Origin of the sequence: Paenarthrobacter sp. NPDC089988 (assembly GCF_044748465.1) — a bacterium.
Classification (GTDB): Bacteria; Actinomycetota; Actinomycetes; order Actinomycetales; family Micrococcaceae; genus Arthrobacter.
Map to the genome: position 1 here is coordinate 483,237 of NZ_JBIVGD010000001.1, position 26,853 is coordinate 510,089.

Here is a 26,853-nt window from a genome sequence, read left to right on the forward strand (position 1 = left end):
ATCAGCAGTGAACTTACATCACTGCACGATGGTGATCCGGCAGATGTGGGGCTGTCATGAAGAGCCAATCCCTAAGCCACTTCATCGGACTGGCCCTTGTTCCCGTCCTGATGCTGGGACTTTCTGCGTGCCTCCCACCAGCCACAAATCCGGATAGTCCGTCGCCCAATCCAGCACCGGCGGCAACGTCCGCTTCCTCCGCGGCCCAGCCAACCGCCGTCGGACCTACCGCGCAACAGCCGGTGGGCCCTGCCGGTCCGGCAGCCCCTCAAGCTGAAGCGCCCGTGGTCCGCTGGGTCCCCATCGGACCCGTTGGCCCCAACGACCCGACATCCGGCCAGCGCTACCTCCTGCTGCAGCAGTTCCAGTGCGATGCTCTTGCAGAGAGCGCCGAGGGCGATCCGGACGCCGCCGTGTGGCAGGCCGCCGCCGCCGTCTGCAAAGCCGTGCAAAGTGGCAGCCAACAGGACTGGCTGAAAGCTTCCAACGCCGTCGCCGCAACACCCCGTGTGCCGCAGACCCAGTGCTTGGAATCCACAGTGGCAGCAACGTCGGCCGCGGTCCTCGCCCAGCACCGCGCGACTCCGGCACTTCCCCTGAAGGCGACGACGGCACCGGGCCAAGCGTGTCCGAGGCACCTCAGCGGACTCACGGTGGTGGATGAAAACCTGGTTCCGATACCGGGACTGCAGCGCGCGTCCGGACCCCGGAGCGGCGGCACGATCGTAAGGCTGGACGGCTACTACGCGCGGGTGGGCGACATTCTCTTCGACGGACAGCCGGCGTTCCCCGAGATCGTTTCGGGCGGCGGCGACTACCAGACGATGTACATCCAGATGCCGCCGGCCGCACCCGGCAGCGACACCGTCAAGGTTTCCATCACGGACACGGTGGACATCACCGGCACGGTGACCTTCTTCTACGAGGACGCAGCCTCCGCCCAGCCGAATCCCACGGCAGGTCAGGGACAATCGTCGGCCGGTACCAGTCCCATGCCCGGCAGCCCTTCCGCGACGCCGTCACCGACGGCAACGCCATGAGCGCAGGTGCAGTACCCGATTCTGCCCAGGAATCGGATCCGCAACCAGAGCCAACCGCCTCCGCCGAAACAGCGGACCTGAATCTGGCTAACACCCGCTGGCAGCGCACCCTTGACGTGCTGTCTGTGATCGGTCCGCCCCTGACGGTAGCCACGGCCCTCCTGGTCTACTTTGGCTGGGCGCGCACCGACGCGCAGGCCAAAGCCATGGGGCTGGACGTGAGCCTGTTTGGTTACACCGTCCAGGACTTCATCCTGCGGAGCATACAGTCGCTTTTCCAGCCCCTCGCATGGCTCGTGGTGCTCGGCTTGCTGTGGCTGATGCTGGACCGTGCGGTCTCCCGGCTGTTGGGCGCAGCCCGGCACAGGGTTCTGCTTCACCGGACAGCCATGGTGGTGGTGGTCCTCGGCTTCGCGTATGCCGCGGTGATGTGGGTGGTTGTGGTTGCCCAACCGGACCGCACGCTGCTCTACGTTCCCTTCCTGATTGCTGCCGGACTGGTGGTGGGCGCCTGGGGCCTCAGCGTCCGTCGCCGTTCTGCTCCGCCATCCAGGAACCTTCGGCTGACGCCGAAGGCACTTGAGCGGTCCTTGGTCTTCGTACTGGTGACGTTGCTGCTGTTTTGGGGCACCTCGGATTACGCCCAGGCGTTGGGCCGTGGTGCCGCCGTCGATTACCAGCAACGGTCCAGCCTCCTGCCAACGGCAGTGGTGTACAGCAAGGAACGGCTGGCCGTCACCGCGCCCAATGTGCGCGAGGAATCGGCGGGAACCGAGGCCAACCCCCTGTACCGGTATTCGGGGCTGCGGCTGCTGGTAGTGAGCGGCGGGAGGATCTTCCTCCTCAACGACGGCTGGACGCTCGCTCAAGGCCGCGTGGTGGTGCTTCGCGATGACGGCAGCGTCCGGGTGGAGTACGGAAACGCCGGATCCAACTGAAGCGCCCCTACTGGCTGCTCCAGGCGCGCCGATTGGCTAGTCTGGGGCCATGTCACTCTTCCAGTACTACGTTGCGTCCACCATTGACGGCTTCATCGCCTCACCCGAGGACGATCTCGGATGGCTGCTCCAATTCGACAGGGTGGAAGGCGTCAGCGGAAGCTACGAGTCCTTCTTCGCTGGAGTGGGAGCCATTGCGATGGGCGGCGAAACGTATCGCTGGCTCATGGAGCATGAGGCCGGGAAATGGCCCTACCCGGACCATCCCTGCTGGGTCTTCACCCACCACGAGTATCTTGCGCCAACTGGTGCCAACGTGACGTTTGTCCGGGGCGACGTCCGCGAGTTCGCTCCGGACCTCGTGGCCGATGCCGGGGACAAAAACGTTTGGCTTGTGGGTGGCGGCGACCTCGTGGCGCAGTTCGCCAATGCGGGACTGCTCCACGAAATGATCGTCACCATCATTCCCGTGGTACTTGGCGCGGGAAAACGGCTCTTGCCGTTGAAGGGCCCGACGGCGCCACTTGAGTTGGTCTCGTCGCGCATCCTCGGTGGCGCGGCGGCCGAGCTCCATTACCGGATGCCCCGGAAGGGGGCCTAGTCCGCAGGGGTGCCTGCCGGGCCGTCGGTCCGTTGCGGACGGTTGTCCCGGATCATGTTGGTGATCCGGGCGGTGGACAGCCGGCGGCCCTTCTCGTCGGTGATGACGATTTCGTGGGTGGCCAGGGTTCCGCCCAGGTGGATGGCGGTGCAGGTGCCCGTCACGGTGCCGGCGGCAATGGACCGGTGGTGCGTGGCGCCCACTTCGATTCCCACGGCATGGCGGCCCCGTCCGGCGTGCAGGGATGCGGCAAAGGAGCCCAAGGTTTCCGCGAGGACCACGTGCGCCCCGCCATGCAGGATTCCGGCCACTTGCGTGTTTCCTTCCACGGGCATCGTGGCAACGGTGCGCTCGGCGCTGAGCTCGGTGAAGCGGATGCCCATTTTGACTACCAGTGAACCCACGCCGTAGGCGGAAAGCCAACCATGGAATTCCTCGGGGATGCCTGCCTGGTTCAGTTCGTCGACAAACCGGTTCGGCGTGAAATTGTCCATCATGCCAACTAGGCTGGCACCTGTGAGTGAAACAACCAAACCGGACCAGGATCCAACGGCCCAGGCTGCTGCCGTCGCAACGGCACCAGCACCCTCTTCCGCAGCAACACCTTCCATCACAGGGGAGGAGCGGCCCCGGCTGCTGGTCCTGGATGGCCACTCCATGGCGTTCCGTGCCTTCTACGCGCTTCCCGCAGAGAATTTCTCCACCGCCCGTGGCCAGTTCACCAATGCCGTCCACGGCTTTACTTCCATGCTGATCAACCTGATCAAGGACCAGAAGCCCACCCACGTTGCAGTGGCCTTCGACGTCTCTGACGACACCACCTTCCGCAAGGCCGAGTACAGCGAGTACAAGGGCGGCAGGAATGCCACGCCGGCCGAGTTCGCGGGACAGATCGGCCTGATTGCGCGGGTGATGGAAGCGTGGGGCATCAAGACCATTGCGCTGCCCGGCTACGAAGCGGACGACATCCTCGCCACCCTGGCGTCCCAGGCCGACGCCGAAGGGTTCGAGGTCCTGCTGGTCTCGGGAGACCGGGACTCCTTCCAGCTCATCAATGACAACGTGTTTGTCCTCTACCCCAAGCAGGGCGTCAGCAACATTCCCAAGCTTGACGCGGCTGCCATCGAGGAGAAGTACTTCGTCAAGCCCGCCTTCTATTCGGACCTCGCAGCGCTGGTCGGCGAGACGGCGGACAACCTGCCGGGCGTTCCGGGCGTGGGTCCCAAGACGGCCGCCAAATGGATCAACCTCTACGGCGGACTCGAAGGCATCCTCGAGAACCTGGACTCCATTGGCGGCAAGGTCGGTGGAGCGCTCAAGGAAAACGTCGAGAACGTCAAGCGCAACCGGCGCCTTAACCAACTGCTGACGGACCTGGAACTCCCGGTTTCGCTGGCCGACCTCCATGAACCCCGTCCGGACCGCCAGGCGGTGGAGGACCTCTTCGAGGAACTCGAGTTCCGCACCCTCCGCACGCGGCTGTTCGACCTCTACGGCGATGACACCGCCGGCGCGGCCCCGGACACCATCGAGGCCCCGGAGTTCGGTGTGTTGTCCGATGCTGCCGGCCTGGAAGCATTCTTCGCTGCCGGCTCGGGCATGCGCTCTGCGGTTTCCGCCCAGTTCGTTCCCGGACGCATCGGCGAAGACGCTGCAGCCATTGCCGTGGTCCGGAACAACGGCGCCGCGTTCATCGAACTCACCGGGCTGGATGCCGCTGCGGAAGCGGTCCTGGCCACCTGGCTCAAGGACCCCGAGGAAGCCAAGATCCTCCACGAGTTCAAGTCTGCCCTCAAGGCCCTGCACAACCGTGGCCTGGGCCTGGAAGGCGTGGTGGATGACACCTCCATCTCCGGTTACCTCATCCAGCCTGACCGGCGCAGCTACGATCTCGCCGAACTCGCCCAAGTGCACCTGAAGATCACCCTCGGTGCGGCCGCGGCTCCCTCGGGCCAGCTGGAGCTGGACCTTGCCGGGGACAGCGACCAGGCCGCCGCCGCGGCGCTGGTCCAGCATGCCGCCGTCGTGCATGCCCTCAGCAAGCACTTCGAAAAGGAGCTTGCCGAGCGCAAGGCGGAGGCCTTGCTGACCACGCTGGAACTCCCCGTGGCCCGCGTCCTGGCGCAGATGGAACTGACTGGCGTCTACGTTTCCCAGGACCGGATGAACGAGCAACTCGCTGACCTCACCAAGGTGATCGAGACAGCCCAGGAGGAGGCGTTCGCCGCGATCGGCCATGAAGTGAACCTCGGATCCCCGAAGCAATTGCAGACTGTCCTGTTCGAGGAACTCGGCCTGCCCAAGACCAAGAAGATCAAGTCCGGCTACACCACGGACGCGGCCTCCCTGAAGGCCCTGCTGGAGAAGACCGGCCACGAGTTCCTGGTTCAACTCATGGCCCACCGCGAATCGTCCAAGCTGGCCCAGATGGTGGAGACACTCAAGAAGTCCGTTGCGGAGGACGGCCGGATCCACACCACGTACGCGCAAAACATCGCCGCGACCGGACGTATCTCCTCCAACAACCCCAACCTCCAGAACATCCCGGTCCGCAGCGAGGAAGGCCGCCGGGTCCGTGGCATCTTCGTGGTGAGCGAGGGCTACGAATGCCTCTTGTCTGCAGACTACTCGCAGATCGAAATGCGCATCATGGCCCACCTTTCCGGGGACGAGGCACTGATCCAGGCGTACCGGGACGGTGAGGACCTGCACCGTTTTGTGGGTTCCCGGATCTTCAATGTGGCCCCCGAGGACGTCACCAGTGCCATGCGCTCCAAGGTGAAGGCAATGTCCTATGGACTCGCGTACGGCCTGACGTCCTTCGGCTTGTCCAAGCAGCTGGAAATCTCCGTGGACGAGGCACGCACCCTCATGAAGGACTACTACGACCGCTTCGGCGCGGTCCGTGCCTACCTCGACGGCGTGCGGGACCAGGCCCGTGTTGACGGCTATACCGCCACCATCGAAGGCCGCCGCCGTTACCTGCCGGACCTGACGAGCACCAATCGCCAGGCCCGCGAAGCTGCCGAGCGCATCGCGTTGAACTCGCCCATCCAGGGTTCGGCCGCGGACATCATCAAGCGGGCCATGCTCGGCGTGGCGGCCGAATTGGCAGGCCAGGGCCTGAAATCCCGCCTCCTGCTGCAGGTACACGACGAACTCGTCCTGGAAGTGGCCCCCGGCGAACGCGAGGCCGTGGAGAAGCTCGTGGCGGAGCAGATGGGTGCCGCTGCGGAGTTGTCCGTTCCCCTCGATGTCCAGATCGGAGTCGGTTCGAGCTGGCACGAGGCCGGACACTAGGACATCCGAAGGTCCGCAGGAGGGCGCGCCGCCGGGATGGTGGCGCGCCCTCCTGCTGCTGGCTAGGCTCGGGATCGTGGCTGATCCCAATGAAACACACCAGGCAAAGTACACCGTCCACCGATTTCCCGCCGCAGGCCAGGACAAGCCTGGTTACGCACGCAGCGCGGCATGGGTACACGCAGTCTCCCACGGCTTCCACCAGCACCGTCGGAACGAGGATTTCGTCGCCAAGACACTCGCCAGTTACGCCGTCGACCAGCGCGAGCTGACCGGCGTATACGTCCAAGGCGATGTACCCCGACACTCCGTAGGCGCCGACGTTCCGGTAGCCACTTACGGCACCATGCGCAAGCCCCTCAACATCGGCTTTGGGCGGCAACTCGAGGCCAACCTCGTCACTGCCGTCACCGTCCGCGGTACACACCGGCGCCAAGGCATCCTGCGCGGCATGATCACTGCCGACCTCGAAGGGGCCAAGGATGACGGCCTGGCCATGGCGGCGCTTACGGCCTCCGAGGGCACCATCTATGGACGCTTCGGGTTTGGCGTATCCACGTTCGAGCGGAGCATCAAGGTGGATACCGGACCCCGGTTCCGTGTCCGCGGGCAGATGACGGGAACCGTGGAAGTGGCAGATCCGGCAGTCCTGCTGGACATCGCACCGCAGATTTTCGAGCGCGTCCAGCGCGCCACCCCGGGGTCCGTTGGACGGCAGGAGTACTACCGGCTCCTGGCTTCGGGTTCGATCGGCCACGATGGGCAACCGGACCTGGCAGTACGCAGTGCACTGCACTATGACGCCAAAGGAACCGTTGACGGCTACGTCTCGTACCGCTTCAAAGGGTGGGACGCCAAGCCCTTCACCATGGAGGTAGTTGACCTCGTGGCCGGCAACGATGCCGCGTACCTCGATCTGTGGCGCTTCCTGGGCAGCATCGACCTGATCGACGTGGTCACCTGGAACGAGGCCCCGGTGGATGATCCCCTGGTCTGGGCGCTGGAGGATCCGCGCTGCATCGATTCCTCCGATGTCCGCGACATGCTGTGGCTCAGGATCCTCGATCTGCCCGCGGCTTTGACGGCCAGGCACTATCCCGTCACAAGCAAACTGGTCCTGCAGGTTTCGGATACCCTCGGCTTGGCGGGCGGCACGTGGGAAATCGCGTCCGACTCCGGTGCCGCCACCGTGAGGGACGTTGCCGGCACGGATCCGGACCTCAGCCTTGATGTCTCAGACCTGGCCTCGATCTACCTCGGCTCCGTGTCGCCTGTGACCCTGGCCGCGGCCGGCCGGATCCAGGTGCACGCGCCGGGGGCAGCTTTTGCGGCCCAGCAGCTGTTTGCCGTTGAACGGCCGGCGCACTGCCTCACGCATTTCTAGTTCCATCCACAGCTCAACAACTGCATAGCACGCAAAAAGAAGAGGACATCCATGGGGGATTCCAAGCGGCGGCCGCTGGCCGGCCGGCGATCAGTGCTGCTTGGAATGGCGGGCCTCGCGTCCGCCGCCCTGGCCGCATGTTCCACCGACGGCGGGAGCGGCGTGCCATCTGCGGCGTCCAGCTCCGGCGGTGCCGGTCCGGCAACTCCGCCGCCGTCCATTGCCGAACTGTCCAAGGAGGAAGAAGCAGCGGCCCTGGCGGTGCGGAACCAGAGTCCGCAAGCTGGAGGCGTCGACGCCGGCAGGGGTGAAGCGACCGGCGGCGTGGACACCGGAAGGGGATCACCGGCGTCGAACGCCGTGTCTGCGCCGCCCGGCAGGGAACAAATCCTGGCCGAATTCAGTGCCTTGCGCCCCAAGGAGTGGGGACTGCACGTGACAGGCGTGGTGGACAATTCACCTGGCCGCCAGGTGGCCCTTACGTTCGATGCCTGCGGCGGTCCGGGCGGAGCCGGCTGCGACCAGAGGCTCCTGGCTACCCTCCGCAGCCTCAGGGTGCCGGCCACGTTGTTCGTCAACAGCCGCTGGCTGGCCGCCAACCCTGCGCTGGCAGCCGACCTCGCCGCCGAGCCGTTGTTCGAGCTTGCCAACCACGGAACGCGGCACCTGCCGCTGTCCGTCAGCGGACGGGCGGCCTACGGCATCACGGGCACGGCCAGTGTGGCGGATGCCTACGATGAATTGACCGGGAACCAGGCTGCCCTGCACTCGCTGACCGGCAAATGGCCCCGGTTCTTCCGTCCCGGTACGGCCTATTACGACGACGTCGCGGCGGCCATGACGCGCAGGCTCCGCATGCTGCCCGTCAATTTCACCATCAATGGCGACGGCGGAGCGACCTTTCCGCCGGCGACCGTCGCAGCCGAGGTGGGCAAGGCGAAAGCCGGCGACATCGTGATCTCGCACTTCAACCGGCCGGCTTCCGGTACCGCCGAAGGCTACGCCAGGGTGTTGCCCCGGCTCCTGGACGGCGGAACCACCTTTGCCCAGTTGGGACAGGTCCTCCCGGCCTGAGGCTGCATGGCGTCCTTTTGACCCTGCTTTGCAGAATCGACTACAATAAACGGGCGTGTACTACGTGCGCGCATCCATTTTGTAATAATCCACAAATCAGGATGACCCGGCACTTCGCCGTGTTCTGCAGTCCGGACCCGGGCGGCAGCGGTTTGCCTGACCGACATACTATCCACAACGGAGCCCCTACTACATGACCATCACCTCCACCGAGAAGCCCGGTACCCCCGTAGTCGCGATCAACGACATCGGTACCGCTGAGGACTTCCTCGCAGCTGTCGACGCCACCATCAAGTACTTCAACGACGGCGATCTCGTCGAAGGTACCGTCGTCAAGGTTGACCGCGACGAAGTCCTGCTCGACATCGGTTACAAGACCGAAGGTGTCATCCCTTCCCGCGAGCTTTCCATCAAGCACGACGTTGACCCCGGCGAAGTTGTCGCCGTTGGCGATCAGGTCGAGGCCCTGGTTCTCACCAAGGAAGACAAAGAAGGCCGTCTGATCCTCTCCAAGAAGCGTGCTCAGTACGAGCGTGCCTGGGGCGACATCGAGAAGGTCAAGGAAGAAGACGGCGTCGTTACCGGTACCGTCATCGAGGTTGTCAAGGGTGGCCTCATCCTGGACATCGGACTGCGCGGCTTCCTGCCCGCCTCCCTCGTCGAAATGCGTCGCGTCCGCGACCTCGCTCCGTACATCGGTCAGCAGATCGAAGCCAAGATCATCGAGCTGGACAAGAACCGCAACAACGTTGTTCTGTCCCGCCGTGCATGGCTCGAGCAGACCCAGTCCGAGGTTCGCTCCACGTTCCTCAACAAGCTGGAAAAGGGCCAGGTCCGCCCCGGCGTTGTTTCCTCCATCGTCAACTTCGGTGCCTTCGTGGACCTTGGCGGCGTAGACGGCCTCGTCCACGTTTCCGAGCTGTCCTGGAAGCACATCGACCACCCGTCCGAGGTTGTCGAGGTTGGCCAGGAAGTCACCGTCGAGGTCCTCGAAGTGGATCTGGACCGCGAGCGTGTCTCCCTGTCGCTCAAGGCTACGCAGGAAGACCCGTGGCAGACCTTCGCCCGCACCCACGCCCTCGGCCAGGTTGTTCCGGGTAAGGTCACCAAGCTGGTTCCGTTCGGTGCGTTCGTTCGCGTCGAAGACGGCATCGAAGGCCTCGTGCACATCTCCGAGCTGGCTGTCCGCCACGTGGAGCTCGCCGAGCAGGTTGTCTCCGTTGGCGACGAACTGTTCGTCAAGGTCATCGACATCGACCTCGAGCGTCGCCGCATCTCCCTCTCCCTCAAGCAGGCCAACGAGGGCGTTGACGCAGACAGCACCGAGTTCGATCCCGCTCTGTACGGCATGGCCGCTGAGTACGACGAAGAGGGCAACTACAAGTACCCCGAGGGCTTCGACCCCGAGTCGAACGAATGGCTCGAGGGCTACGAGGCACAGCGTGCCGCTTGGGAGCAGCAGTACGCTGACGCCCAGGCACGTTGGGAATCCCACAAGAAGCAGGTTGCACAGCACGCTGCCGACGACGCTGCTGCTGCAACGTCCGGCGAAGGCGACTCCGGCGCGACCAGCTACTCCTCGGAGCCGGCTGCTGCTGAGTCCAACGCGGGCACCCTGGCTTCCGACGAGGCCCTCGCCGCTCTGCGCGAGAAGCTCACCGGCAACTAATTCGGCCGCCCTTCGGGGCTGTGCTGAATAGCCAACAAAAGACCCCCACCCTTCCCGGTGGGGGTCTTTTGCGTTGCCCCGCTCCTTAGGCCTGGCGGGGAACGTCGATCCATTCGGTACCCCGGGGCTCCAAGGTGGAACTCCCGGCCGTCAGCGCAGCCACCCGCGACCGTGCCTCCTCGATGGCCGGGGCTTCGTCGGGAAGGGCCAGCCTCAGCACGGCCTGTTGTGCCTGGTACTCCGTTTCCGCCATGACGAAGCCGCTGCTGCGGAGCTCGTTTTCCAAGCGGCCCGCCTCGGCGTGGGGGACACCGAGGTCGCAGAGCCGCAAGCGGTTCCTGTTAACCAGCGGCGCCAGCTCCAGTGCCGAAGAGACTGATTCGGAGTAGGCCCGCACCAGGCCGCCGGCACCCAGCAGGATCCCGCCGAAGTAGCGCACGACGACGGCACTGATGTCGCTGAGGTCAGTCACCCCGGGGGCCGTCTCCCGTTTGATCAACGCCTCAAGCATGGGTATCCCGGCGGTGCCGGACGGCTCTCCGTCGTCGGAGGAACGCTGGACCATGCGGTCGGGCCCGATCACGAAGGCCGAGCAGTGGTGACCGGCATCGTGGAACTCCCGGCGTAACGAGGCAACAAGTTCGCGTGCTGATTCTTCGTCCGCTGAGCGGCGGAGGACGGTGATGAAACGGGACCGGCGGATCTCGAGTTCGTGGCGGAAATCGGGTCCCGATGCGAGGGTCGTGTAGCTGGTCGCGCGGCTTTCGTCCTCATTTTCCACCGCTTCAGTCTAGTGTGGAGGGGTGCTGAAGATTGGGCTGACGGGCGGCATAGCCTCGGGTAAATCGTTGGTGGCCGCTCGACTCCAGGAACTGGGGGCCACCCTCGTTGACGCGGATATCCTCGCCCGGCAGGTGGTTGAGCCCGGTACTCCCGGACTTGCCCAGGTGGTGGAGGCTTTCGGAGAGGGTATTCTTGCTGCGGACGGCAGCCTGGACCGTCCGGCGCTGGGCGCCATCGTTTTCGAGGAACCATCCAAGCGGCAGACGCTCAACAGCATCATCCATCCCCTGGTCCGTGCGTCGGCTGCTGCAACGCTGGCCGCGGCCGCGCCCGGCGCGATCGTGGTCCAGGACATTCCGTTGCTCGTCGAGACAGGGCAGGGGAGTTCCTTCCACCTCGTCATCGTGGTGGATGCCCCTGACGACCTGCGGATCCGGCGCATGGTGGAGCTCCGTGGAATGTCTCCGGACGAGGCCCGCTCCCGCATGGCTGCCCAAGCCGGCAGGGAGGAACGCCTGGCAGCGGCGGACGTCGTCCTGGACAACTCCGGCAGCCGTTCGGCCATCCTCGGCGCTGTCGACTCCCTGTGGACCGAGAGGCTGGTGCCCTTCGCAGGGAACCTCGAGCGGAACCGCCGCGCTCCCCGTACAACCGGCCCGGTACTGCTGGAATCCCTGCCGCAGTGGCCTTTGGAGGCCGCACGCCTCCTCTCCCGAATCAAGGCAGCAATACCGGCCGGCGTTCTCTCGCTGGATCATGTTGGATCCACGTCTGTCCCTGGCTTGGCCGCGAAGGACGTCCTGGACCTTCAGTTAGGTGTTCCGGACCTCGGGATGGCCGATCGGCTTGCTCCGCTGCTGGGTGCCGCGGGCTTCCCGGTGGTTCCGCATGTCACCATGGACACCCCCAAGCCCTCGAAGCCGGATCCCTCCGGCTGGCTCAAGCGGTTCCATGCCAATGCGGACCCCGGAAGGCCCGTGAACCTGCACATTCGCGTGGCGGGCTCGCCGGGATGGCGGTACGCCTTGATGTTCCGTGACTGGTTGCGTGCGGACGCCGTCGCCCGGGATTCCTATGAGTCGCACAAACGGGACCTGGCTGCGCGCTTCGCCGATAACCAGGACACCGCCGGGTACGCCGATGCCAAAGAGCCGTGGTTCACCGAAGTTGCCTGGCCCCTCATGGAGGCGTGGGCCGCGGACTCAGGGTGGGAGCCGCCGTTGTTCACCGCCGAATCCCGGCTCCCGGGTTCTCCCTTGGCGGAAGGGTCCCATTCCGGACAGTAGCTGTCCGCGGGCAGGGGTAGATTGATTCCATGAGCCTTGCCCAGGAAATCAACCGCGTCGTTGCGCCCTTCGAAGTCGTCAGCGAATACAAGCCCGCCGGCGACCAGCCCACGGCCATCGCCGAGCTGACCGAGAGAATCAACAACGGCGAGAAGGACGTTGTCCTCCTCGGCGCCACCGGTACCGGTAAGAGCGCTACGACTGCCTGGCTCATCGAGCAGGTCCAGCGGCCAACGCTGGTCCTTGTCCAGAACAAGACGCTGGCAGCCCAGCTCGCCAACGAGTTCCGGGAACTGCTCCCCAACAACGCGGTGGAGTACTTCGTCTCGTACTACGACTACTACCAGCCCGAAGCCTACGTAGCGCAGACGGACACCTTCATTGAGAAGGATTCCTCCATCAATGAAGAAGTGGAGCGGCTCCGCCACTCGGCCACCAACTCGCTGCTGACCAGGCGGGATGTCATCGTCGTGGCCACCGTGTCCTGCATCTACGGCCTGGGTACGCCCGAAGAGTACATCGCCGGCATGGTGACCCTCCGCAAGGGCGCCGAACTCAACCGCGACCATCTGCTCCGGAAGTTCGTGTCCATGCAATACACCCGCAACGACATGGACTTCCACAGGGGTACCTTCCGGGTTCGCGGGGACACCGTCGAAATCATCCCGATGTATGAGGAACTCGCCATCCGGATCGAGTTCTTCGGCGATGAGATCGAGAACATCCAGACCCTCCATCCACTGACCGGCGAAGTCATCCGCGATGAGGAGGAGATGTACGTCTTCCCGGCCTCGCACTACGTCGCAGGGCCCGAGCGGATGGCACGGGCCATCAAGCGGATCGAAGATGAATTGGCAGACCGGCTCAAGGTCCTGGAAAGCCAGAACAAGCTGGTGGAAGCCCAGCGCCTCAGGATGCGCACCACCTACGACCTCGAAATGATGCAGCAGATGGGATTCTGCAACGGCATCGAGAACTACTCCGCCCACATCGACGGCCGCAACGCGGGGACGGCTCCGCACTGCCTCCTTGACTATTTCCCGGATGACTTCCTCCTGGTGGTGGACGAATCCCACGTCACGATCCCTCAGATCGGCGCCATGTACGAAGGTGACATGTCCCGGAAGCGCAACCTCGTGGACTTCGGCTTCCGCCTGCCCTCAGCCATGGACAACCGCCCACTGAAGTGGGACGAGTTCCTGGAGCGCATCGGCCAGACCGTGTACCTGTCTGCCACGCCCGGCAAGTACGAGCTCGGCAAGGCAGACGGCTACGTCCAGCAGATCATCCGGCCCACCGGACTCATCGACCCGGAAGTGGTGGTCAAGCCCACCAAGGGCCAGATCGACGATCTCCTCGAAGAGATCCGGACGCGGACCGCCAAGGACGAACGTGTCCTGGTGACCACCCTGACCAAGCGCATGGCCGAGGACCTCACCGACTATCTGGTGGGCCACGGCGTCAAGGTGGAGTACTTGCACTCGGACGTTGACACCCTCCGCCGAGTGGAGCTGCTCCGCGAGCTCCGGATGGGCGTCTTCGATGTCCTGGTGGGTATCAACCTCCTCCGTGAAGGCCTCGACCTGCCTGAAGTCTCGCTGGTCAGCATCCTGGACGCGGACAAGGAAGGCTTCCTGCGCTCCTCCACTTCACTGATCCAGACCATCGGCCGTGCGGCCCGTAACGTCTCCGGCCAGGTCCACATGTACGCGGACAAGATCACCGATTCCATGGCGCATGCCATCGACGAAACCAACCGGCGCCGCGCCATCCAGGTGAAGTACAACCAGGAGAATGGCATCGATCCCCAGCCACTGCGCAAGAGGATCGCGGACATCACGGACCAGCTCGCCAAGGAAGACGCCGATACGCAGGAGCTGCTCAACAACAACCGTTTGGCCAAGGGAGCGAAACGCAGCAAAACCACGGCCAAGGGTGCAGCCACCGTCCGGCAGGATGGCCTGGCGGCCGCACCGGCGGAAGACCTGGTTGGCCTTATCGAGCAGCTGACGGAACAAATGCATGGCGCCGCCGCCGAGCTGCAGTTCGAGGTCGCTGCAAGGATCCGTGACGAAGTCAAGGAGTTGAAGCGCGAATTACGCCAGATGCAATCCGCAGGGCACGCCTAAGGTAAAGTTAGGTCAACGTAGGGGAGTATCCCAAGCGCTACGTCCGTCAACACGCAAGGCACAGATGCCTCGCCGGGCCTAGCGGGCCGCCGCATCATGCCTTCAAGCGCATTCGGCTGGCCGGAGAGACTTACACCGCTTTCCCGTACCCTGCGAAAGGCCTTCTTTTATGGAGCTCCCTGTCTGGTTCGAAGTCGGCTCGTTTGTCGTCCTCGGAATCATCTTGCTGATCGACCTTCTCCTGGTGGTCAAGCGTCCCCATGAACCCTCAATGAAGGAAGCCGGCCTCTGGGTCGCCTTCTATGTGGCCTTGGCGTTGGTTTTTGCCGGCGCGATGTTCTACTTCACGGGTGCCGAGTACGGTAGCCAATTCGTCGCAGGCTGGGTGACTGAATACAGCCTCAGCATCGACAACCTCTTTGTTTTCATCATCATCATGGCCCGCTTCTCGGTGCCCAGGAAGTACCAGCAGGAAGTGCTGATGGTGGGCATCATCATCGCGCTTGTCCTGCGCGGCATCTTCATTGCCCTGGGCGCCGTGGTGATCGAGCAGTTCAGCTGGATCTTCTACATCTTCGGTGCGTTCCTCCTGTGGACTGCGTGGAAGCAGGCCACTGATTCCGGTGAACACGAAGAAGACGTTGAAAACCCCCTGATTGCCCGTATCCGCAAGGTGCTGCCCATGTCGGAGAAGTTCGACGGCGGCAAGATCCGCACCACTGTCAACGGCAAAAAGGTGTTTACCCCCATGCTGATCGTGTTCATCACCATCGGCATGACGGACCTCCTGTTCGCGGTGGACTCCATCCCGGCGATCTTCGGGCTGACGCAAAGCGCTTTCATCGTGTTCACGGCCAACATCTTCGCGCTGATGGGCCTGCGCCAGCTGTACTTCCTGCTCGGTGGCCTCATGACCCGATTGGTGTACCTCAAGCACGCCTTGTCCGTCATCCTTGCGTTCATCGGCGTCAAGCTGGTCCTGCACGCCATGCACGTCAACGAACTTCCGTTCATCAACGGCGGCCACCACATCGAGTGGGCGCCTGAAATTCCTACTTTCGTCTCGCTGGGCGTCATTATCGGCACCATCGTCATCGCTGTCGTCGCCAGCTTGTTGAGCCCCGCCGCACGGCAGGCGCACATCGATGCCCGCCTGGAAGAAGACGCCAAGAAGAGCATGAGCGAGGCGGAGTAACCGTACTGCGGACGTTGTAGTCTCGTGAGGTGACTACCACTTCATCTACGGCGCTGGATCCCCAAAGGGTCCAGCGCCGTACCGTTTTCCTGCTCAGTTCCTCGCAGCTGCTTAGCGGCATCGGAAACGGCGCCACCCTGTCCATCGGTTCCTTGCTGGCCGTGGATCTCTCGGGTTCCGAGGCCTGGGCCGGGTCGATCACCACTGTGCTCACCCTTGCTGCGGCGTTGACCGCGTTGCCATTGGCCAGGCTCGCCGAAGCCCGCGGGCGCAGGGTGGGCCTCGTTACCGGGTTGGTTGCGGCTTTGGCCGGAGCCTTGCTCATGATGGCCTCGGTGGTGGCAGGATCGTTCCTGTTGCTCCTCCTGGGTGGCGCCTTCCTCGGGCTGGGCACCGCCGCAAACCTTCAGGCGAGGTTTGCCGCCGTCGACCTCGCCGAAGCCGAGCACCGCGGCAGGTCGCTGTCCACCGTCGTCTGGGCCATCACCATTGGGGCAGTTGCGGGTCCCAACCTCATCCAGCCGGGCGCGGTGGTCGGTCCTGCGCTCGGCTTGCCGCCGATCGCCGGGCCCTTTGTTTTCTCGGCCGTGGGACTCTTCCTGGCTGCGGCCCTCTTGTTCATTGGGCTGCGGCCTGATCCCTTGCTGCTGGCCCGACGCCTTGCGTCGGAGGCTGCAGGAACAGCGAAGGCGCCAGTGCGGGGCAGCGTCCGTTCGGGGCTTGGCGCCATCCGCTCCTCGCCGCGGGCCCTCCTTGCGCTGGCGGCTGTGGTTGCCGCGCACGGAGTCATGGTGGCTGTCAATACCATTTCAAAACGTCTTGCATGGCCCAAAAGGTACGGGCATGAATCCAACATCTCAGTCAGGCTGCGCAAGTCTGCGACAGCCATTGGGACTAGGCCCTGGCTTCCTTCCGGGCTTCCGCTGCAGCCTTTAGCTTACGGAGCTCTTCCCGTGCCTGGTAGACGGCCTGGAGGATCACATCCATGAACTTCAGTAGACCGTCTGCCTCTTCGGCTTCGATGTCTATGTCGAAGTCGCCGTGGGCCATCTCGTTGCCGAAGACACGGATAGTGTGTGCCACCTCGGCAGTGAAGTCATCGATAAGACCTTTAGCATTCAAGGCATCGATTTTCGATACGAGATTGCCGGAGTCGATACCGTGGTCTTTGGCTACTGCCTCAATCACAGAGCGCGCCATTAACACCGCTGACATCAATGCGTCGATACTCCGACAGCGGTGGGCCTCTGAAGCAGCCTTCGCGATGTGCGCGGGCACGTGGATGAATGACTGCCCCTGGACGTACTTAGGAGACCAATCAGTGGGGTCAATCCTGTCCCACCAGTTTCTATTTTGGCTGAGATCTTCTGGGCGTGCAGGCTTGTCACCGCCTTGGGTTCCACCTATGTTGAGGCGGTGGCACTCGTCACAACTAAAAACTGATTCATAGAATCCTGTATTCGAACCGTAGCCATCCGGCACCCAGTTACCCACACCAATCACGGTCATGTGGGTGCGTGTTCCGCAGCGTCCACAAATGGTCCTGGCCATTTTCTCCCATCCTGTAACTTGGTTTGCAGCCAACATTAGCCGCTCTGTCGGGTGCCGTGGATGCATGCGCCCAATTGGCATCCGAGCGGTTATGTCGGCAGCTGACAGTTCTCCCTGACAACTTCTATCCTCAGTTGGTTGCCTAAGATGTGAGGCATGATCTTCGCCGAAATTGCTGCCACCGCAAACCCCACGACGGACTACACACCGGCCGCTATCGGACTTGCAGGCACCCTAATCGGCGCGGGCATCGGTTTTGCCTTCAACTCCTTCTCGCACACGGAACAGAAACGTCGGCACATCAATGAGAAAGTCGTCGAACTGCTACGCCACACAGACGCAGTTCGATCCGCTTTCGTCGTGGTCCTGGATGACAACCGCCGGTATGCTGCCAACAACACCCGAGCAGGCATTGACAGGCGAAAAGCTGCCATCGGTCCCAGCCTGGACATCGCGCAATCGGAGACAGACCAAGCCCGAATCGCATTTGATTACATTCGCCTCACAGCCGACCCCACAACCACTTGGATGGCCCGCGAAGTAACCAACTGTGGCAAGGTCCTTCTCGTGTCCATCAGACGATACGCGGAGGATGGTCGCCTAGTGCGGCGCTTGTATCTGCAGAATTATGCGGCGGCACGGAACGCTCTTATCTCACATTTGTCTCCAGCACCCCCGGCGCCGTATGGCCCCAGGCTACTCACCAAGAGATTCTCCCTTTGGGCACGGCGAAACCGAACAGACAGCCCTGATATGGAAATAGATCCTGAGACGGAAGATGTCGCCGAGAAATCCACGCCGCAAGACGATTCGGCTGCGCTGGTGGCGAACCTAACCGGCAAACCAGCGGATCCAGCCGGCCCCACCTCATAGGGTGAAGTCGGGCCAAAGGTGGCCCATAGTGAAAGGACCGTAATGACTGAATCCGTCGATAACAATGACTTCGCCCTTGACCCAGCAACTGCTGACAGTCGCCAGAGGCTGCGCGAGCAGCTCGCATACGACGTCGACTACAAGCTTGACATGTTCCTCGGCCTCATTTTCGGGCCTGAAGGAGACAATACTGACGGCCAGGCAAGCATCACACTGGTCACGCCCGGTGGTGTCATCGAAGGAACTCTGGTGCACCACGACAAATATGAGCAGGCGCAGATTGACGCCATGGAAACACGCAGTGAGACGATGGCCCGCTACATGGAAATGCAGCGTGAGGTGGTGCAGAAAGCGCGCGCAGCCATCAAAGCCGGTGACCCGAAGGAACACCCGACAACAACTGGCTTCTACCACTTTCTTGATGCCACACTGACCAACGGTGCGCACCGAGTGCAGCTGAAGAACCTTCGCGTCTCAGCAAAATCCGTAATTGCGTGGTCCCTGGACGCCCGCGTGTATAACAGCGATCAGGTGTAGTCGTCTGCGGTGCGCGGGACGATCACTCCAGCGCACCGCAGGCGCAAGTCCGCGTGGCCAGCAGGCTACGGGCGTAGTATCCCAGAATGCAGCCCCGACTCTGCAGCGGCCCGATCCAGCACCCGCCCGCAATACGCCTCCAGATGCACCCACACATCCTCCGGCCTCGCCGCGGCGCGCTCCCGAATTTCCCGGACAATGGGGAGCGGAGTCTTCGGGTTGGACACAACGCGGCCCAGAATCCTGCAATCATCAAACGTCGCCGCCCACGCCAACTGCTCGACGGTCAAACCCCAGCGGCCCATCACGCCAGATACCACCTCCACGTGCGCATCAGACGTCATCAACGCCTCCAACACCTCCGGTTTGATAGCAGCCCGAGAGAGGACCGTGCAGGCCGCCCGCCAGTCACCGGCCAAGGCTTTGCGTTCATACTCGTCCATGCGGGCAGCGTACGCCTAGGCACTGACAACAGAGATAGCCGTTCGATTAGGAGCAGCCCGCACTTTTCGCTTTGAATGGACTCCAAGCATCTCTGATGGAGGACACCACCTTGCGCGACCAATTCCGTGGCTACTACAAACCCAAACAAGAAGAGACCGACAAGATCTGGGATGAGGGCATCATCACCCTTGACACGAATCTCCTCCTGTTCTTCTATGACGTTCAAGAAGCCACGGCTGCTGAGCACTTCGAGGCGCTTTCAAAACGCCAAGAACGCCTGTGGATCCCGTACCAGGTGGCCGAGGAGTTCCATCGGAACACTCACAAGCAGCGGGCGAAGCAGACTGAAGCTCACCAGCAGCGCATCAGCAGAATTGGCTCGTTCAAGAACGAGCTGGGGAACCTCCCGACCCAGTCGAGGTTGAAGGCGTCAGCCGCTCAGGCGGAAGCGATTAAGGCGTTGGTAGCATACCGTGACGAACTGACCGCGGAACTCAATGCCATCAAGGACCTGACCAGCACGAAGAATCCGGACACGATTCTGGACCGAATTACAGAGTTGTTTGATGGTTGCATAGGTACCAAGCCCACAAAGCAAAAGCTGGAAGCGTTATTCAAGGATGGCGCTAAGCGGTTTTCCGAAGAGGTTCCTCCAGGTTACATGGATGCCAAGAACAAGCCTGGTAACCGGAAGTACGGTGACTATGTCCTCTGGAAACAACTCATCGAGCATGCATCTGCGGAGAAGAAGGATGTCATCTTCGTCACGGAGGACGGAAAAGAGGACTGGTGGATGAAGCTGCATCCGGGGATACCGCGTCCGGAACTTATCCAAGAATTCCGCGAGGAAACGGGCCAGAACATCCTGATCACGAAAAGCGCGCATTTCTACAAACGTCTCTTCCAAGAAACCGCAGGAGACGACCGCCAAGCTGAGGTCGAAGCAGCCCTGCAGGAGATGGAGGCCGTCGTCGCTGATGCACGAGCCGCCCGCGAGTTGACGGTTGAGTCCGTAATGCGCCAGGTCGCGCTTGCCCACCCTGTAGGTGGGAGCCAAGCCGCGATGGCAGCCGCTCAACAAAGCCTCCAAAACGGGATCGCGCAGGGCTGGCAACTTGATGATGCTGCCATAGGACATGCGCTCAAGGAAGCGGTGAGGGTCGATCATGCGAAGGTTGTCGCAGAGATCGAAGAAATCGAGACCAAAGCCGGTCACCTCGAAGCTTTCGCGATGACTTTCAGCCCCGATAGTCCCGATGCTGAATACCATCGGCGGAAAGCCGAAGAGCTTCGCACCCCGATCTGTGCTCTCGTTGACCGGCGGGTTCAGCTAGAGACTTCCGGGCTGCTGTGAGACCTTCTAATCCAAGGAAAGGATAAGCATGAAGCATCTCGTTGACTCTGTGCGGAGTTCCCTTGCCCTGGAGAACTGGTATGCCGCGTTGAGTCTTGCACTCACGCTGCCGGACATTTGCGGACGTTTGGAATCCCCGGAACTTAGATCACAGAGGCGATATGTGCAGTGGTGCAAGACGTACCTTGAACCGAAATACACCGCGCCGGGTTCCAGCGGGGCCAGATTGTTTCTCAGCGGGAAAGACTGCTACGCCTTGCGGTGCGCGGTACTTCATGAGGGTCAAGATGACATCGTTGATCAGCGAGCGAAAGAAGCGCTTGGTTCCTTCGCTTTTACGACGCCGTTCCCTGGAGTCTTCATGCACTGCAACCAAGTGGACAACAAGCTTCAGCTTCAAGTCGATCGGTTTTGTCTTGATATCTGTGCTGGCGTCGATGCGTGGATGAAGGAGGTTTCGGGCCGGCGGTCGGATGTCCAGGACCGAATGGGTAAGCTCATGTTGCTGCAGGACCTCGCAGGCAGCGGCACCATCGAGATCTAGCAATTACGAAGGCTCAGAGCGCAAGGGCAGCGAAGGCGCTTGGCTTAAGTCTAGGAACAAGAAAAGACCCCCACCCGGTAAAGGGTGGGGGTCTTTGTCTTATCGGTTGTCCTCGGGGGCGAGGAAGGGCAGGTACTTGCGGAGCCAGTCGTTGACGCCCGGGACCGCGAGGACGCGGGTCACCAGCGCGGTCAGTGCTGCGATTGCCACGAGGATACCGTTGAGCGCTGGGAACACCCATGCGGGTAGGTACACCTCGTAAGGCTTCAACGCTTCAACTGTCGCCAAAAGGATTCCGTTGAGTAGCGGAATCAGCGCGACGACCGCGAATACGGTGCGGAGGACGGCGGAGCGCGGGTTACGCTCCTGCGTGGACAATGCGACGTGATCTGCCATGGGTCAGCCTTCCTGACTCAGTGTGACGGTGGTGGTGGCGGTCGCCTGCAGGTCAGCCAATGCTGCTGCGGCGCCGCGTTCGGCTGCTGCTTCCACGGCGGCCAAGTCAACGGGGGAACCGGGCTTGTCAGCCAACTGCTTCACTGCCTCCAAGAGACCTGCTTGCTGCCCCTGGATGGAGGCCAGCAAGCCCGGGATAGGGCCAGCAAACCGGACCTTCTCAACGCCTGGCCGCAGAAGATCTCGGGCCTCTTCTGCTGCGTCTTTGGCGGCCTTGACGTTGCCAGCCACGCCAAACAAGGCGCCGGCGTTGCGCTTCTGCGCGATGCCTTCCTGGGTCAGTGCGGCGATCTCTTCCCGGACAACGGTGCGTACATCTTCGAGCGATGCCATGACATCCTCCTCTGGTTGAATGATTTCGCCTTGCAGGACAAGGCCTGTGCGGGGACGCAGATAGCCAAGCAAGCCCTGTTTGGGCAGCCACTGGTCCATGGTTGGTCCGGACGACTGCCCGGGGTATGGGTTGTCCCAGCGGGACGGGGAGCTGTTCTGTGAGGCGCAGCGAAGGTGTGTTGGGCCTTCGTCGCTGATCACCACGGCCACGTGGGTCGCTGGGTAATACCAGAACGAGTCACCCCACACCGCGAGGTCACCCGGCTGGCCCGGCTGGGTGGCCGGCACCTGTATGTAAGCCGCCTCTATAGCGGCCGTCTGCGGGAAGTCGCGATACATCGTTCCCGCGTACCCAGCCCACTTTCCGGACCCCCCAGTGGTGTTGATGACTGGCAATCCGAAGAACTTGGAGAATGCCGCTGCGAGGTCCCAGCACTGGGCCCCGGCGAACCGGTCCACGTCGGTGTACCTGCCCATCACCGAGTCCAGCCAGAACTGGAAACGTGAGATTTCGAATGCCATGGCTCTCCTATGTCTTCTTGGGCGCCGGGTTGGCAGCGCAGGTGTAGGTGGTGGATCCGGGCGGGTTCGGCGTGCAAGTCTGTTGCCTGCCGTCCTGATCGGTGAAGGTGAACGAGGACGGTGGGGCGCCGTCCTTGCCGTCTATGCCGTTGGTCCCGTTCGCTCCGGCGGGCCCAGCCGGACCCATAGGGCCTTGTTCGCCCTGTGGTCCGGCAGGGCCGGGGACTGTGGAATCCAAACCGTCAGTGCCGTTACTTCCGGCCGCCCCCAAAGCGCCAGCGGTCCCGGTGTCGCCCTTGTCGCCCTTGTCACCTTGGATACCCTGGACTCCCTGAGCCCCCTGGATCCCGGGCTCGCCCTTCGGGCCAGGAATGCCTTGGATGCCCTGCACGCCCTGCGGGCCTTGACTTGGCTCCGTGGCTGCCCTCTCCAAGTTCCGGCAGGTCTCGGACGCCGCCGCGGTGGTCTGGTCGGCGGGCTGGCAAAGATTGTCGGTGGCCGCCTGCGCGAGGTTCTGCTTCTCCTGGGCCTGCTCCACCCCGTACAGGGCGTTGGCGACTGCCAGCCGGTGGTTGTCGAACGCCAGCCAGCCAGCGATCACCACCACGGCCAGGAGAAGCAGAGACAGGCCAGCAAGCAACAGTTTGGTGCGCTTGTCGGCCCGTCTCGATTTCGCAGCTTCCGCCTGCGCGGCTTCCAACTCCGGGTCATTCGTTGTCGTCATGGTCATCCTCCGGCCATTCGGCGGGATCCGGTTGGATGTCGTTGGCGATCAACTGTTCCCGCCATTTGCCAGCGGCCGCCTTGATTCGGGAGTTGTACCGGGCCAGGGCTTTGATCCTCTTCAGGAGTTCCGCGATCCGTGCCGTCAGGAGTGCTTCCACGGCGGCCTCCCGTCGTTCGCGCTTCTTGTCTGCACGGTCGATGAGCTTCCAAGCCCCGCCGCCGGCGCCAAGGAGGATCGTCCCAATGGCTGTGAGCATCGCTGCATCCACACTTCCGCCCCTCCTGCTTTCTGCCGACGAGGCAACGGGTTAGAGAACATCACAGAGCAGCTGCTCGTACGGGCTTACGATCTTCAGCCGCCCGGCCGTTTCCTCGGCCTTGACGTAATCGAGGATCGAGATAAACGTTGCGAGGCTCGTGTTCGTGCCGTTGTCGGTCAGCGACGGGTGCAGCATGAACTGCAGCGCCCGCTTATCGATTTCCGCCGATTGAATGAGCGACTGGGCCGTGGCAAGCGTGAAGGGCGTGGAGACTGTGCCATCAATGGTGTAGTGGCCCAGTCCTTGCCGGACCATGCCGTCTTGCCACCGGCTGCTCGCGCCGAGGTATCCGGCGGCCACGGGGTGATGCTCCAGGATGAATTGCCCACCTGCTGTTGCGTAGAACTGTTCAAGAGTCTTGCCGTCAAGAAACCCGCCAAAGTCAGTTCCGGCTGTCCCCGGAGGCGCGAACCCGTCAATTGACGCGGCCGGGATCTGCGTCCGCAATTCTGTGAGCCCGTCCAGGATCGCGGCCTTCCACGCAGCTTCGGAGTTGTCACCAGAACCATGGTCTTTGGAGTGGTTCCAGATTTCGGCCAGCCCGGCGAGGACCCAGGCGTTCACCATTTCGGCGGTTACGCCGACGTTCTCTGGCCGGGACCACTGACCGGAGCAAAGAGCGAGTGAATACTTGAAGTTACGGGCCTCCATTTCCGGGCGGTGCTTGGAGTTGAAGTTCGCCAGGCCGTGATCGAAACGGAAAGCCAGCGTCGCGGTGCTGACCTTTTTCCGGCCGCCCATTCTGCGGGTCCAGTCCTGCAGGAGGACCGCGTTCGCGAGACCGGCGTTGCTCACCACCGTCACGGGCGGGGTGGTGCCGGAACCAACGGGCTTCCACGTTATGCCACCCCACCCGGCGAGAACGGAAGCGGTCCTGGTGTATACCCGTCCGTCAGCGGTGGTGAGCCGCTGCAGGGCCGTGCCCGTCTTCGCGGACACAAGGTTCTCGACCGTGACCAGCCCAGTGGTCACATCAGCCGGTACACCGGTCAGCAGAGCAGGGTTGGTGTGCGTCCACACGCCGAACTCACGGTACGTGTCCAGGTTGGTGCCGTCCGGCATCGGCCCGCGGGTCCAGCCCTTGTACCCCCACGGCGTCCAAGTCGTGTTTCCGCTGGATCGGGTGGTGCGGGTGTAGTGGTCCGGCGGGGCCACGGTGGAGACCAGGGCGATGACTTCCTGGCTGGTGTACAGCCCGGCCTTCGCTTTGCCGACGATCAGCGCACCGGTGAAGCTGCCGGCGGGCCAGTTGATCAAGGTCCCTGCCACGGTGGTGCTGGGGCAGGTGTAAACGCCCGGGTCGCGGATCGCGTTGATGTCCTCGCCCGTGACCAGTTCCCGCTGCGGGAACCCCCGAAGATCTAGGTTCGTGGAAAGTGCCGAAGGGGTCCAGTTCGCCGCGCTGTACGTCGCCCCGGATGTGAACGCAACCGTGGCCGTGACAATATCGCCGCCCGGGGAGAGGACCTGCTGCCCGGCTGTGTACGCGGTGTTGGCCTTCCAGCGGGGGAGTGCCTGCACGGTGCTGGACTCGACCGCGGCCAGTCGGCCGTCCTGCGTGGAAGCGTTCCAGTTGGCGGGGTTGTAGGTCGCCCCCGCGGTGAAGTCAGCCTTCGCGGTTACGATGTCGCCGTTCGGTGCGGCGACTCGCTCACCAGCCTTGTACGCCATGTTCGGCGTCCACCGAATCAGGCCCGGGATTCCTTTAGCAACCACGAGGGGCCTCCTTAAAAGCGAAGGGGTGGACCGTTGGGAGGTCCGCCCCAGGAATGTGAGGGTTGTCGTTTCGCAGGGTCATCGGATGAGCTCAGTCCCGACAGGATCGGTGGTGGCCATCAGGGATTCACTCGTGCCCAATACCACGAGCTGACCGGCGGCCACCTTCGTGTCGATGTACGCGAACACGTCAGTGAGCCCCGCGAGAGTAAGGTAGCCGGGCTGGTCGATGTTCCGGGGGTGGAGCATGAGCTGCAGCGCGGTCTTCGTGGACGCTGCAATGTCGATCTGGGCTTTGATCGCCGTAACGGTCTGGTCCTCGATGGTGTAGTGCTGCTGGGCTTGCTTGAGGCGCCCATCCAGCACCCGGAACCGGGTGTTCGGGATACTGCCGGAGACCACTGCGTGGAAGGTCAAAGCCAGGGAACCGCCGTAGGTGCCGCAGAACGCGTCAAGGCTTGCCCCGGTCCCGAGACCGCCCATGCCGTTGACCGTGCCTGGCATGATGAAATGCTCAACCGGCCGGCCAAGCTGGGCTTCCAGTTCCTGCTTGCCCACCACGATGCCGTCCCACAGCGCGGCCTTGGTGTCCATGTCCTTATGCGTGCCAGTGGCGTTCCCGTCAGCGGTATGGTTCCCAAACTCGTGCCCCGCGTCAATCAGTGCCGTGGCTTCCGCCTGGGACATGCCGGAGTTCTCGGCCTTGGCCCAGTTGCGGGAGTTCATCGCGATCAGACACTTCCAGTTGCGGCCGCCGGAGTTCAGCATCGGAATGATCGTGGACTTCAAGTAGGTGAGTCCGTGATCGAAGCGGAACATCACCGCGCCCTTACCGCTGGTAGAGGTGACGGGGTGGCGTGCTTTGAACTCCTCGATCCGGGCCACGTTCGGGGTGCCGTAGTGACCGGAGTCCAGGGCAAAGTAGCCTGCGCCGTCGACGCGCTCCCATTCGGACCATGTACCTACCGCGGTGAGGGTCCTCCACCACTTCGAGGGGGTGGTTTGCATGACCGTGTACACCTGTTCGGTGTACGACATTCCCGACGCCGGACCGGAACGGACCACAAGGTAGGAGACCTTGTTCGCTGCCCCGGCGGGCTTGTTGACCAGCGACGCGGCCGAGACGTCGTTGGGGATGTAGTAGCTACCGACGTTGTTGTACCCGGCGAGGGTATTCAGGTCTGTGCCGTCAGGCAGGACCGTGGATCCGTTGTCCAGGCGCTTCCACACGGACCACGTGGACCCGGTGAGCATCTGCCGCCACCACTTCTGCGGCGACGTTCCCATGACCGTGTACGTCTGGGCGGTGTACCCGTAACTGGCCGGGCCGCGTTCCACCACGAGTGTGCCCGGGCCGGTCACAACGCCTGGTGGCAGGTTCGTCATGGTCAGGGCGGAGGCGGTGTTGGCGACGTACCAGAGGCCAACTTGAGACAGGCCTGTGACGGCGTTGAGGTCAGAACCGTCAGGCAGGAGGCCCTGCAGCCATGTCCCCAGGTTACCTTTCGGTCCCTTCAGGTTCCCGATCTTCACCCATGTCAGCGCCATCAGACATTCCTCAATTCGTAAAGGTCTCCGGTATTGGCCGGGTTGTCAGGGTTATCAGGATCGCTGGGGTCCATCTGCAGCCACATCGCTGCCAGACCCACCCACAGCGCAGGGGGTGTTGGTGAAGTGATGACCAAGGCCGGGCCGAGTGGAAGACGGGCCAGATCAGCGATAGCACCACCGCCGGCAGGGACCTGCAGTTTCCAGTTCGGGTTGTCGGCCCGGATGAATTTGCCTTTGCCGTCCAACCAGCGGATGACGATCTTGTAATGCACACCAGCCGGGAGGATGTCGTCTGTGGTGTGCAGCTGCAGTGTTCCGTTGCCGTTCGAGTCCGGGACTGCCCGGATCGGAGCCGTGGCCATGAGCTTCCCGCCAGTACCGAGGCCCGGATCGCTGGGTTGGAACTCGATCTCTGGCTGCAGCCCAGCGATCGGTTCGAGGCCGAAGTCCGACAGCTTGAAGGTGACAGTTTCGAGTGGCAAGAGTGCCTCCTGGGCATGAAAAAGGCCCCGAGGTGAGGGGCCGGG

Annotated in this window: 25 protein-coding genes and 1 pseudogene; 15 read left to right on the forward strand and 11 right to left on the reverse strand. The window is 62.9% G+C overall.

The window, feature by feature from the left end:
- The first annotated feature begins 56 nt into the window (after positions 1-56).
- From ACIPV6_RS02265 to ACIPV6_RS02275, 3 genes are read left to right on the forward strand one after another with little or no spacing between them, the layout of a single operon-like run.
- Positions 57-1,040, forward strand: coding sequence for a hypothetical protein (locus tag ACIPV6_RS02265; protein ID WP_400269333.1), 984 nt, complete (start codon positions 57-59; stop codon positions 1,038-1,040).
- Positions 1,037-1,978 carry a hypothetical protein gene (locus ACIPV6_RS02270; protein ID WP_400269334.1) on the forward strand — a complete coding sequence of 314 codons (942 nt, stop codon included), beginning with the start codon at positions 1,037-1,039 and terminating at the stop codon, positions 1,976-1,978. Before ACIPV6_RS02265 ends, ACIPV6_RS02270 begins: the two co-directional genes overlap by 4 nt.
- A gap of 49 nt (positions 1,979-2,027) precedes the next feature.
- The gene (locus tag ACIPV6_RS02275) at positions 2,028-2,579 is read left to right on the forward strand and encodes a dihydrofolate reductase family protein (protein WP_400269335.1); all 552 of its coding nucleotides are present in this window, start codon (positions 2,028-2,030) and stop codon (positions 2,577-2,579) included.
- Here ACIPV6_RS02275 and ACIPV6_RS02280 read toward each other — a convergent pair.
- Complete coding sequence (locus ACIPV6_RS02280; protein WP_400269336.1) at positions 2,576-3,076, reverse strand: hotdog fold thioesterase; 501 nt, start codon at positions 3,074-3,076, stop codon at positions 2,576-2,578. The two genes, ACIPV6_RS02275 and ACIPV6_RS02280, sit on opposite strands and share 4 nt — an antisense overlap.
- Before the next feature lie 160 nt (positions 3,077-3,236).
- Between ACIPV6_RS02280 and polA the strand changes: the two genes are divergently transcribed.
- From polA to rpsA, 4 genes are all read left to right on the forward strand, one after another.
- Positions 3,237-5,879, forward strand: coding sequence for a DNA polymerase I (polA, locus tag ACIPV6_RS02285; protein ID WP_400269519.1), 2,643 nt, complete (start codon positions 3,237-3,239; stop codon positions 5,877-5,879).
- 76 nt (positions 5,880-5,955) lie between these two features.
- Positions 5,956-7,263 (forward strand): GNAT family N-acetyltransferase, encoded by a 1,308-nt coding sequence (locus ACIPV6_RS02290; protein WP_400269337.1) that lies wholly within the window; start codon positions 5,956-5,958, stop codon positions 7,261-7,263.
- Positions 7,264-7,314: 51 nt separating this feature from the next.
- Complete coding sequence (locus ACIPV6_RS02295; RefSeq protein ID WP_400269338.1) at positions 7,315-8,337, forward strand: polysaccharide deacetylase family protein; 1,023 nt, start codon at positions 7,315-7,317, stop codon at positions 8,335-8,337.
- Between the two features lie 193 nt (positions 8,338-8,530).
- Positions 8,531-10,006: a 30S ribosomal protein S1 gene (gene rpsA / locus ACIPV6_RS02300; RefSeq protein ID WP_397321759.1), complete on the forward strand. Its 1,476-nt coding sequence runs from the start codon at positions 8,531-8,533 to the stop codon at positions 10,004-10,006.
- 85 nt (positions 10,007-10,091) lie between these two features.
- Here rpsA and ACIPV6_RS02305 read toward each other — a convergent pair whose 3' ends face one another.
- Positions 10,092-10,787, reverse strand: coding sequence for an IMPACT family protein (locus ACIPV6_RS02305; protein ID WP_400269339.1), 696 nt, complete (start codon positions 10,785-10,787; stop codon positions 10,092-10,094).
- A gap of 22 nt (positions 10,788-10,809) precedes the next feature.
- On the opposite strand from ACIPV6_RS02305, the gene coaE reads away from it, so the two are divergent.
- From coaE to ACIPV6_RS02325, 4 genes and pseudogenes are all read left to right on the forward strand, one after another.
- Complete coding sequence (gene coaE, locus ACIPV6_RS02310; RefSeq protein WP_400269340.1) at positions 10,810-12,075, forward strand: dephospho-CoA kinase; 1,266 nt, start codon at positions 10,810-10,812, stop codon at positions 12,073-12,075.
- Positions 12,076-12,104: 29 nt separating this feature from the next.
- A complete protein-coding gene (gene uvrB / locus ACIPV6_RS02315) occupies positions 12,105-14,204 on the forward strand; it encodes an excinuclease ABC subunit UvrB (RefSeq protein ID WP_400269341.1) in 2,100 nt (699 codons plus the stop codon).
- Positions 14,205-14,373: 169 nt separating this feature from the next.
- On the forward strand, positions 14,374-15,399 hold the full coding sequence (locus tag ACIPV6_RS02320) for a TerC family protein (RefSeq protein ID WP_400269342.1): 1,026 nt from the start codon (positions 14,374-14,376) through the stop codon (positions 15,397-15,399).
- Between the two features lie 29 nt (positions 15,400-15,428).
- Positions 15,429-16,211 (forward strand): annotated as a pseudogene (locus tag ACIPV6_RS02325) (MFS transporter); the annotation flags it as partial.
- An 82-nt stretch (positions 16,212-16,293) separates the two neighbouring features.
- On the opposite strand, the gene ACIPV6_RS02330 reads toward ACIPV6_RS02325, so the two are convergent.
- Entirely contained in the window at positions 16,294-16,908 is a 615-nt protein-coding gene (locus tag ACIPV6_RS02330; RefSeq protein ID WP_400269343.1) for a DUF4145 domain-containing protein, read from the reverse strand.
- A 198-nt stretch (positions 16,909-17,106) separates the two neighbouring features.
- On the opposite strand from ACIPV6_RS02330, the gene ACIPV6_RS02335 reads away from it, so the two are divergent.
- Both ACIPV6_RS02335 and ACIPV6_RS02340 read left to right on the forward strand, forming a co-directional pair.
- Entirely contained in the window at positions 17,107-17,823 is a 717-nt protein-coding gene (locus ACIPV6_RS02335) for a hypothetical protein (protein ID WP_400269344.1), read from the forward strand.
- Positions 17,824-17,865: 42 nt separating this feature from the next.
- Positions 17,866-18,360 carry a hypothetical protein gene (locus ACIPV6_RS02340; RefSeq protein WP_400269345.1) on the forward strand — a complete coding sequence of 165 codons (495 nt, stop codon included), beginning with the start codon at positions 17,866-17,868 and terminating at the stop codon, positions 18,358-18,360.
- Between the two features lie 65 nt (positions 18,361-18,425).
- On the opposite strand, the gene ACIPV6_RS02345 is transcribed toward ACIPV6_RS02340, so the two are convergent.
- Positions 18,426-18,803 carry a hypothetical protein gene (locus ACIPV6_RS02345; RefSeq protein WP_400269346.1) on the reverse strand — a complete coding sequence of 126 codons (378 nt, stop codon included), beginning with the start codon at positions 18,801-18,803 and terminating at the stop codon, positions 18,426-18,428.
- A 95-nt stretch (positions 18,804-18,898) separates the two neighbouring features.
- Here ACIPV6_RS02345 and ACIPV6_RS02350 point away from each other — a divergent pair, with 95 nt between their 5' ends.
- Both ACIPV6_RS02350 and ACIPV6_RS02355 read left to right on the forward strand, forming a co-directional pair.
- A complete protein-coding gene (locus ACIPV6_RS02350) occupies positions 18,899-20,158 on the forward strand; it encodes a PIN domain-containing protein (protein ID WP_400269347.1) in 1,260 nt (419 codons plus the stop codon).
- 28 nt (positions 20,159-20,186) lie between these two features.
- Entirely contained in the window at positions 20,187-20,702 is a 516-nt protein-coding gene (locus ACIPV6_RS02355; protein ID WP_400269348.1) for a hypothetical protein, read from the forward strand.
- A gap of 99 nt (positions 20,703-20,801) precedes the next feature.
- Here ACIPV6_RS02355 and ACIPV6_RS02360 read toward each other — a convergent pair whose 3' ends face one another.
- The 7 genes from ACIPV6_RS02360 to ACIPV6_RS02390 all read right to left on the reverse strand — a co-directional run bounded on the left by ACIPV6_RS02360 (position 20,802) and on the right by ACIPV6_RS02390 (position 26,808).
- Positions 20,802-21,098, reverse strand: coding sequence for a hypothetical protein (locus ACIPV6_RS02360; RefSeq protein WP_400269349.1), 297 nt, complete (start codon positions 21,096-21,098; stop codon positions 20,802-20,804).
- 3 nt (positions 21,099-21,101) lie between these two features.
- A complete protein-coding gene (locus tag ACIPV6_RS02365) occupies positions 21,102-22,013 on the reverse strand; it encodes a hypothetical protein (RefSeq protein ID WP_400269350.1) in 912 nt (303 codons plus the stop codon).
- Between the two features lie 7 nt (positions 22,014-22,020).
- Positions 22,021-22,737 carry a hypothetical protein gene (locus ACIPV6_RS02370; protein ID WP_400269351.1) on the reverse strand — a complete coding sequence of 239 codons (717 nt, stop codon included), beginning with the start codon at positions 22,735-22,737 and terminating at the stop codon, positions 22,021-22,023.
- On the reverse strand, positions 22,721-22,996 hold the full coding sequence (locus ACIPV6_RS02375) for a hypothetical protein (protein WP_400269352.1): 276 nt from the start codon (positions 22,994-22,996) through the stop codon (positions 22,721-22,723). The genes ACIPV6_RS02370 and ACIPV6_RS02375 overlap by 17 nt, the downstream gene beginning before the upstream one ends.
- A 51-nt stretch (positions 22,997-23,047) precedes the next feature.
- Positions 23,048-24,775, reverse strand: a complete 1,728-nt coding sequence (locus tag ACIPV6_RS02380) for a pyocin knob domain-containing protein (RefSeq protein WP_400269353.1) — start codon at positions 24,773-24,775, stop codon at positions 23,048-23,050.
- 78 nt (positions 24,776-24,853) lie between these two features.
- The gene (locus tag ACIPV6_RS02385; protein WP_400269354.1) at positions 24,854-26,323 is read right to left on the reverse strand and encodes a hypothetical protein; all 1,470 of its coding nucleotides are present in this window, start codon (positions 26,321-26,323) and stop codon (positions 24,854-24,856) included.
- Positions 26,323-26,808, reverse strand: a complete 486-nt coding sequence (locus ACIPV6_RS02390) for a hypothetical protein (RefSeq protein ID WP_400269355.1) — start codon at positions 26,806-26,808, stop codon at positions 26,323-26,325. The genes ACIPV6_RS02385 and ACIPV6_RS02390 overlap by 1 nt, the downstream gene beginning before the upstream one ends.
- Between the last annotated feature and the right edge of the window lie 45 nt (positions 26,809-26,853).

Excerpts from the sequence above, each read along its gene's own strand:
- ACIPV6_RS02385 (WP_400269354.1), bottom strand. The coding sequence starts at position 26,323 with ATGGCGCTGACATGGGTGAAGATCGGGAACCTGAAGGGACCGAAAGGT.
- ACIPV6_RS02360 (WP_400269349.1), bottom strand. The coding sequence starts at position 21,098 with ATGGCAGATCACGTCGCATTGTCCACGCAGGAGCGTAACCCGCGCTCC.
- ACIPV6_RS02275 (WP_400269335.1), top strand. The coding sequence starts at position 2,028 with ATGTCACTCTTCCAGTACTACGTTGCGTCCACCATTGACGGCTTCATC.
- ACIPV6_RS02270 (WP_400269334.1), top strand. The coding sequence starts at position 1,037 with ATGAGCGCAGGTGCAGTACCCGATTCTGCCCAGGAATCGGATCCGCAA.
- ACIPV6_RS02355 (WP_400269348.1), top strand. The coding sequence starts at position 20,187 with ATGAAGCATCTCGTTGACTCTGTGCGGAGTTCCCTTGCCCTGGAGAAC.
- ACIPV6_RS02340 (WP_400269345.1), top strand. The coding sequence starts at position 17,866 with ATGACTGAATCCGTCGATAACAATGACTTCGCCCTTGACCCAGCAACT.
- rpsA (WP_397321759.1), top strand. The coding sequence starts at position 8,531 with ATGACCATCACCTCCACCGAGAAGCCCGGTACCCCCGTAGTCGCGATC.
- ACIPV6_RS02365 (WP_400269350.1), bottom strand. The coding sequence starts at position 22,013 with ATGGCATTCGAAATCTCACGTTTCCAGTTCTGGCTGGACTCGGTGATG.
- uvrB (WP_400269341.1), top strand. The coding sequence starts at position 12,105 with ATGAGCCTTGCCCAGGAAATCAACCGCGTCGTTGCGCCCTTCGAAGTC.
- ACIPV6_RS02280 (WP_400269336.1), bottom strand. The coding sequence starts at position 3,076 with ATGATGGACAATTTCACGCCGAACCGGTTTGTCGACGAACTGAACCAG.
- ACIPV6_RS02350 (WP_400269347.1), top strand. The coding sequence starts at position 18,899 with ATGGAGGACACCACCTTGCGCGACCAATTCCGTGGCTACTACAAACCC.
- ACIPV6_RS02320 (WP_400269342.1), top strand. The coding sequence starts at position 14,374 with ATGGAGCTCCCTGTCTGGTTCGAAGTCGGCTCGTTTGTCGTCCTCGGA.
- ACIPV6_RS02330 (WP_400269343.1), bottom strand. The coding sequence starts at position 16,908 with ATGACCGTGATTGGTGTGGGTAACTGGGTGCCGGATGGCTACGGTTCG.
- ACIPV6_RS02265 (WP_400269333.1), top strand. The coding sequence starts at position 57 with ATGAAGAGCCAATCCCTAAGCCACTTCATCGGACTGGCCCTTGTTCCC.
- ACIPV6_RS02345 (WP_400269346.1), bottom strand. The coding sequence starts at position 18,803 with ATGGACGAGTATGAACGCAAAGCCTTGGCCGGTGACTGGCGGGCGGCC.
- ACIPV6_RS02295 (WP_400269338.1), top strand. The coding sequence starts at position 7,315 with ATGGGGGATTCCAAGCGGCGGCCGCTGGCCGGCCGGCGATCAGTGCTG.
- polA (WP_400269519.1), top strand. The coding sequence starts at position 3,237 with ATGGCGTTCCGTGCCTTCTACGCGCTTCCCGCAGAGAATTTCTCCACC.
- ACIPV6_RS02335 (WP_400269344.1), top strand. The coding sequence starts at position 17,107 with ATGATCTTCGCCGAAATTGCTGCCACCGCAAACCCCACGACGGACTAC.
- ACIPV6_RS02375 (WP_400269352.1), bottom strand. The coding sequence starts at position 22,996 with ATGCTCACAGCCATTGGGACGATCCTCCTTGGCGCCGGCGGCGGGGCT.
- ACIPV6_RS02370 (WP_400269351.1), bottom strand. The coding sequence starts at position 22,737 with ATGACGACAACGAATGACCCGGAGTTGGAAGCCGCGCAGGCGGAAGCT.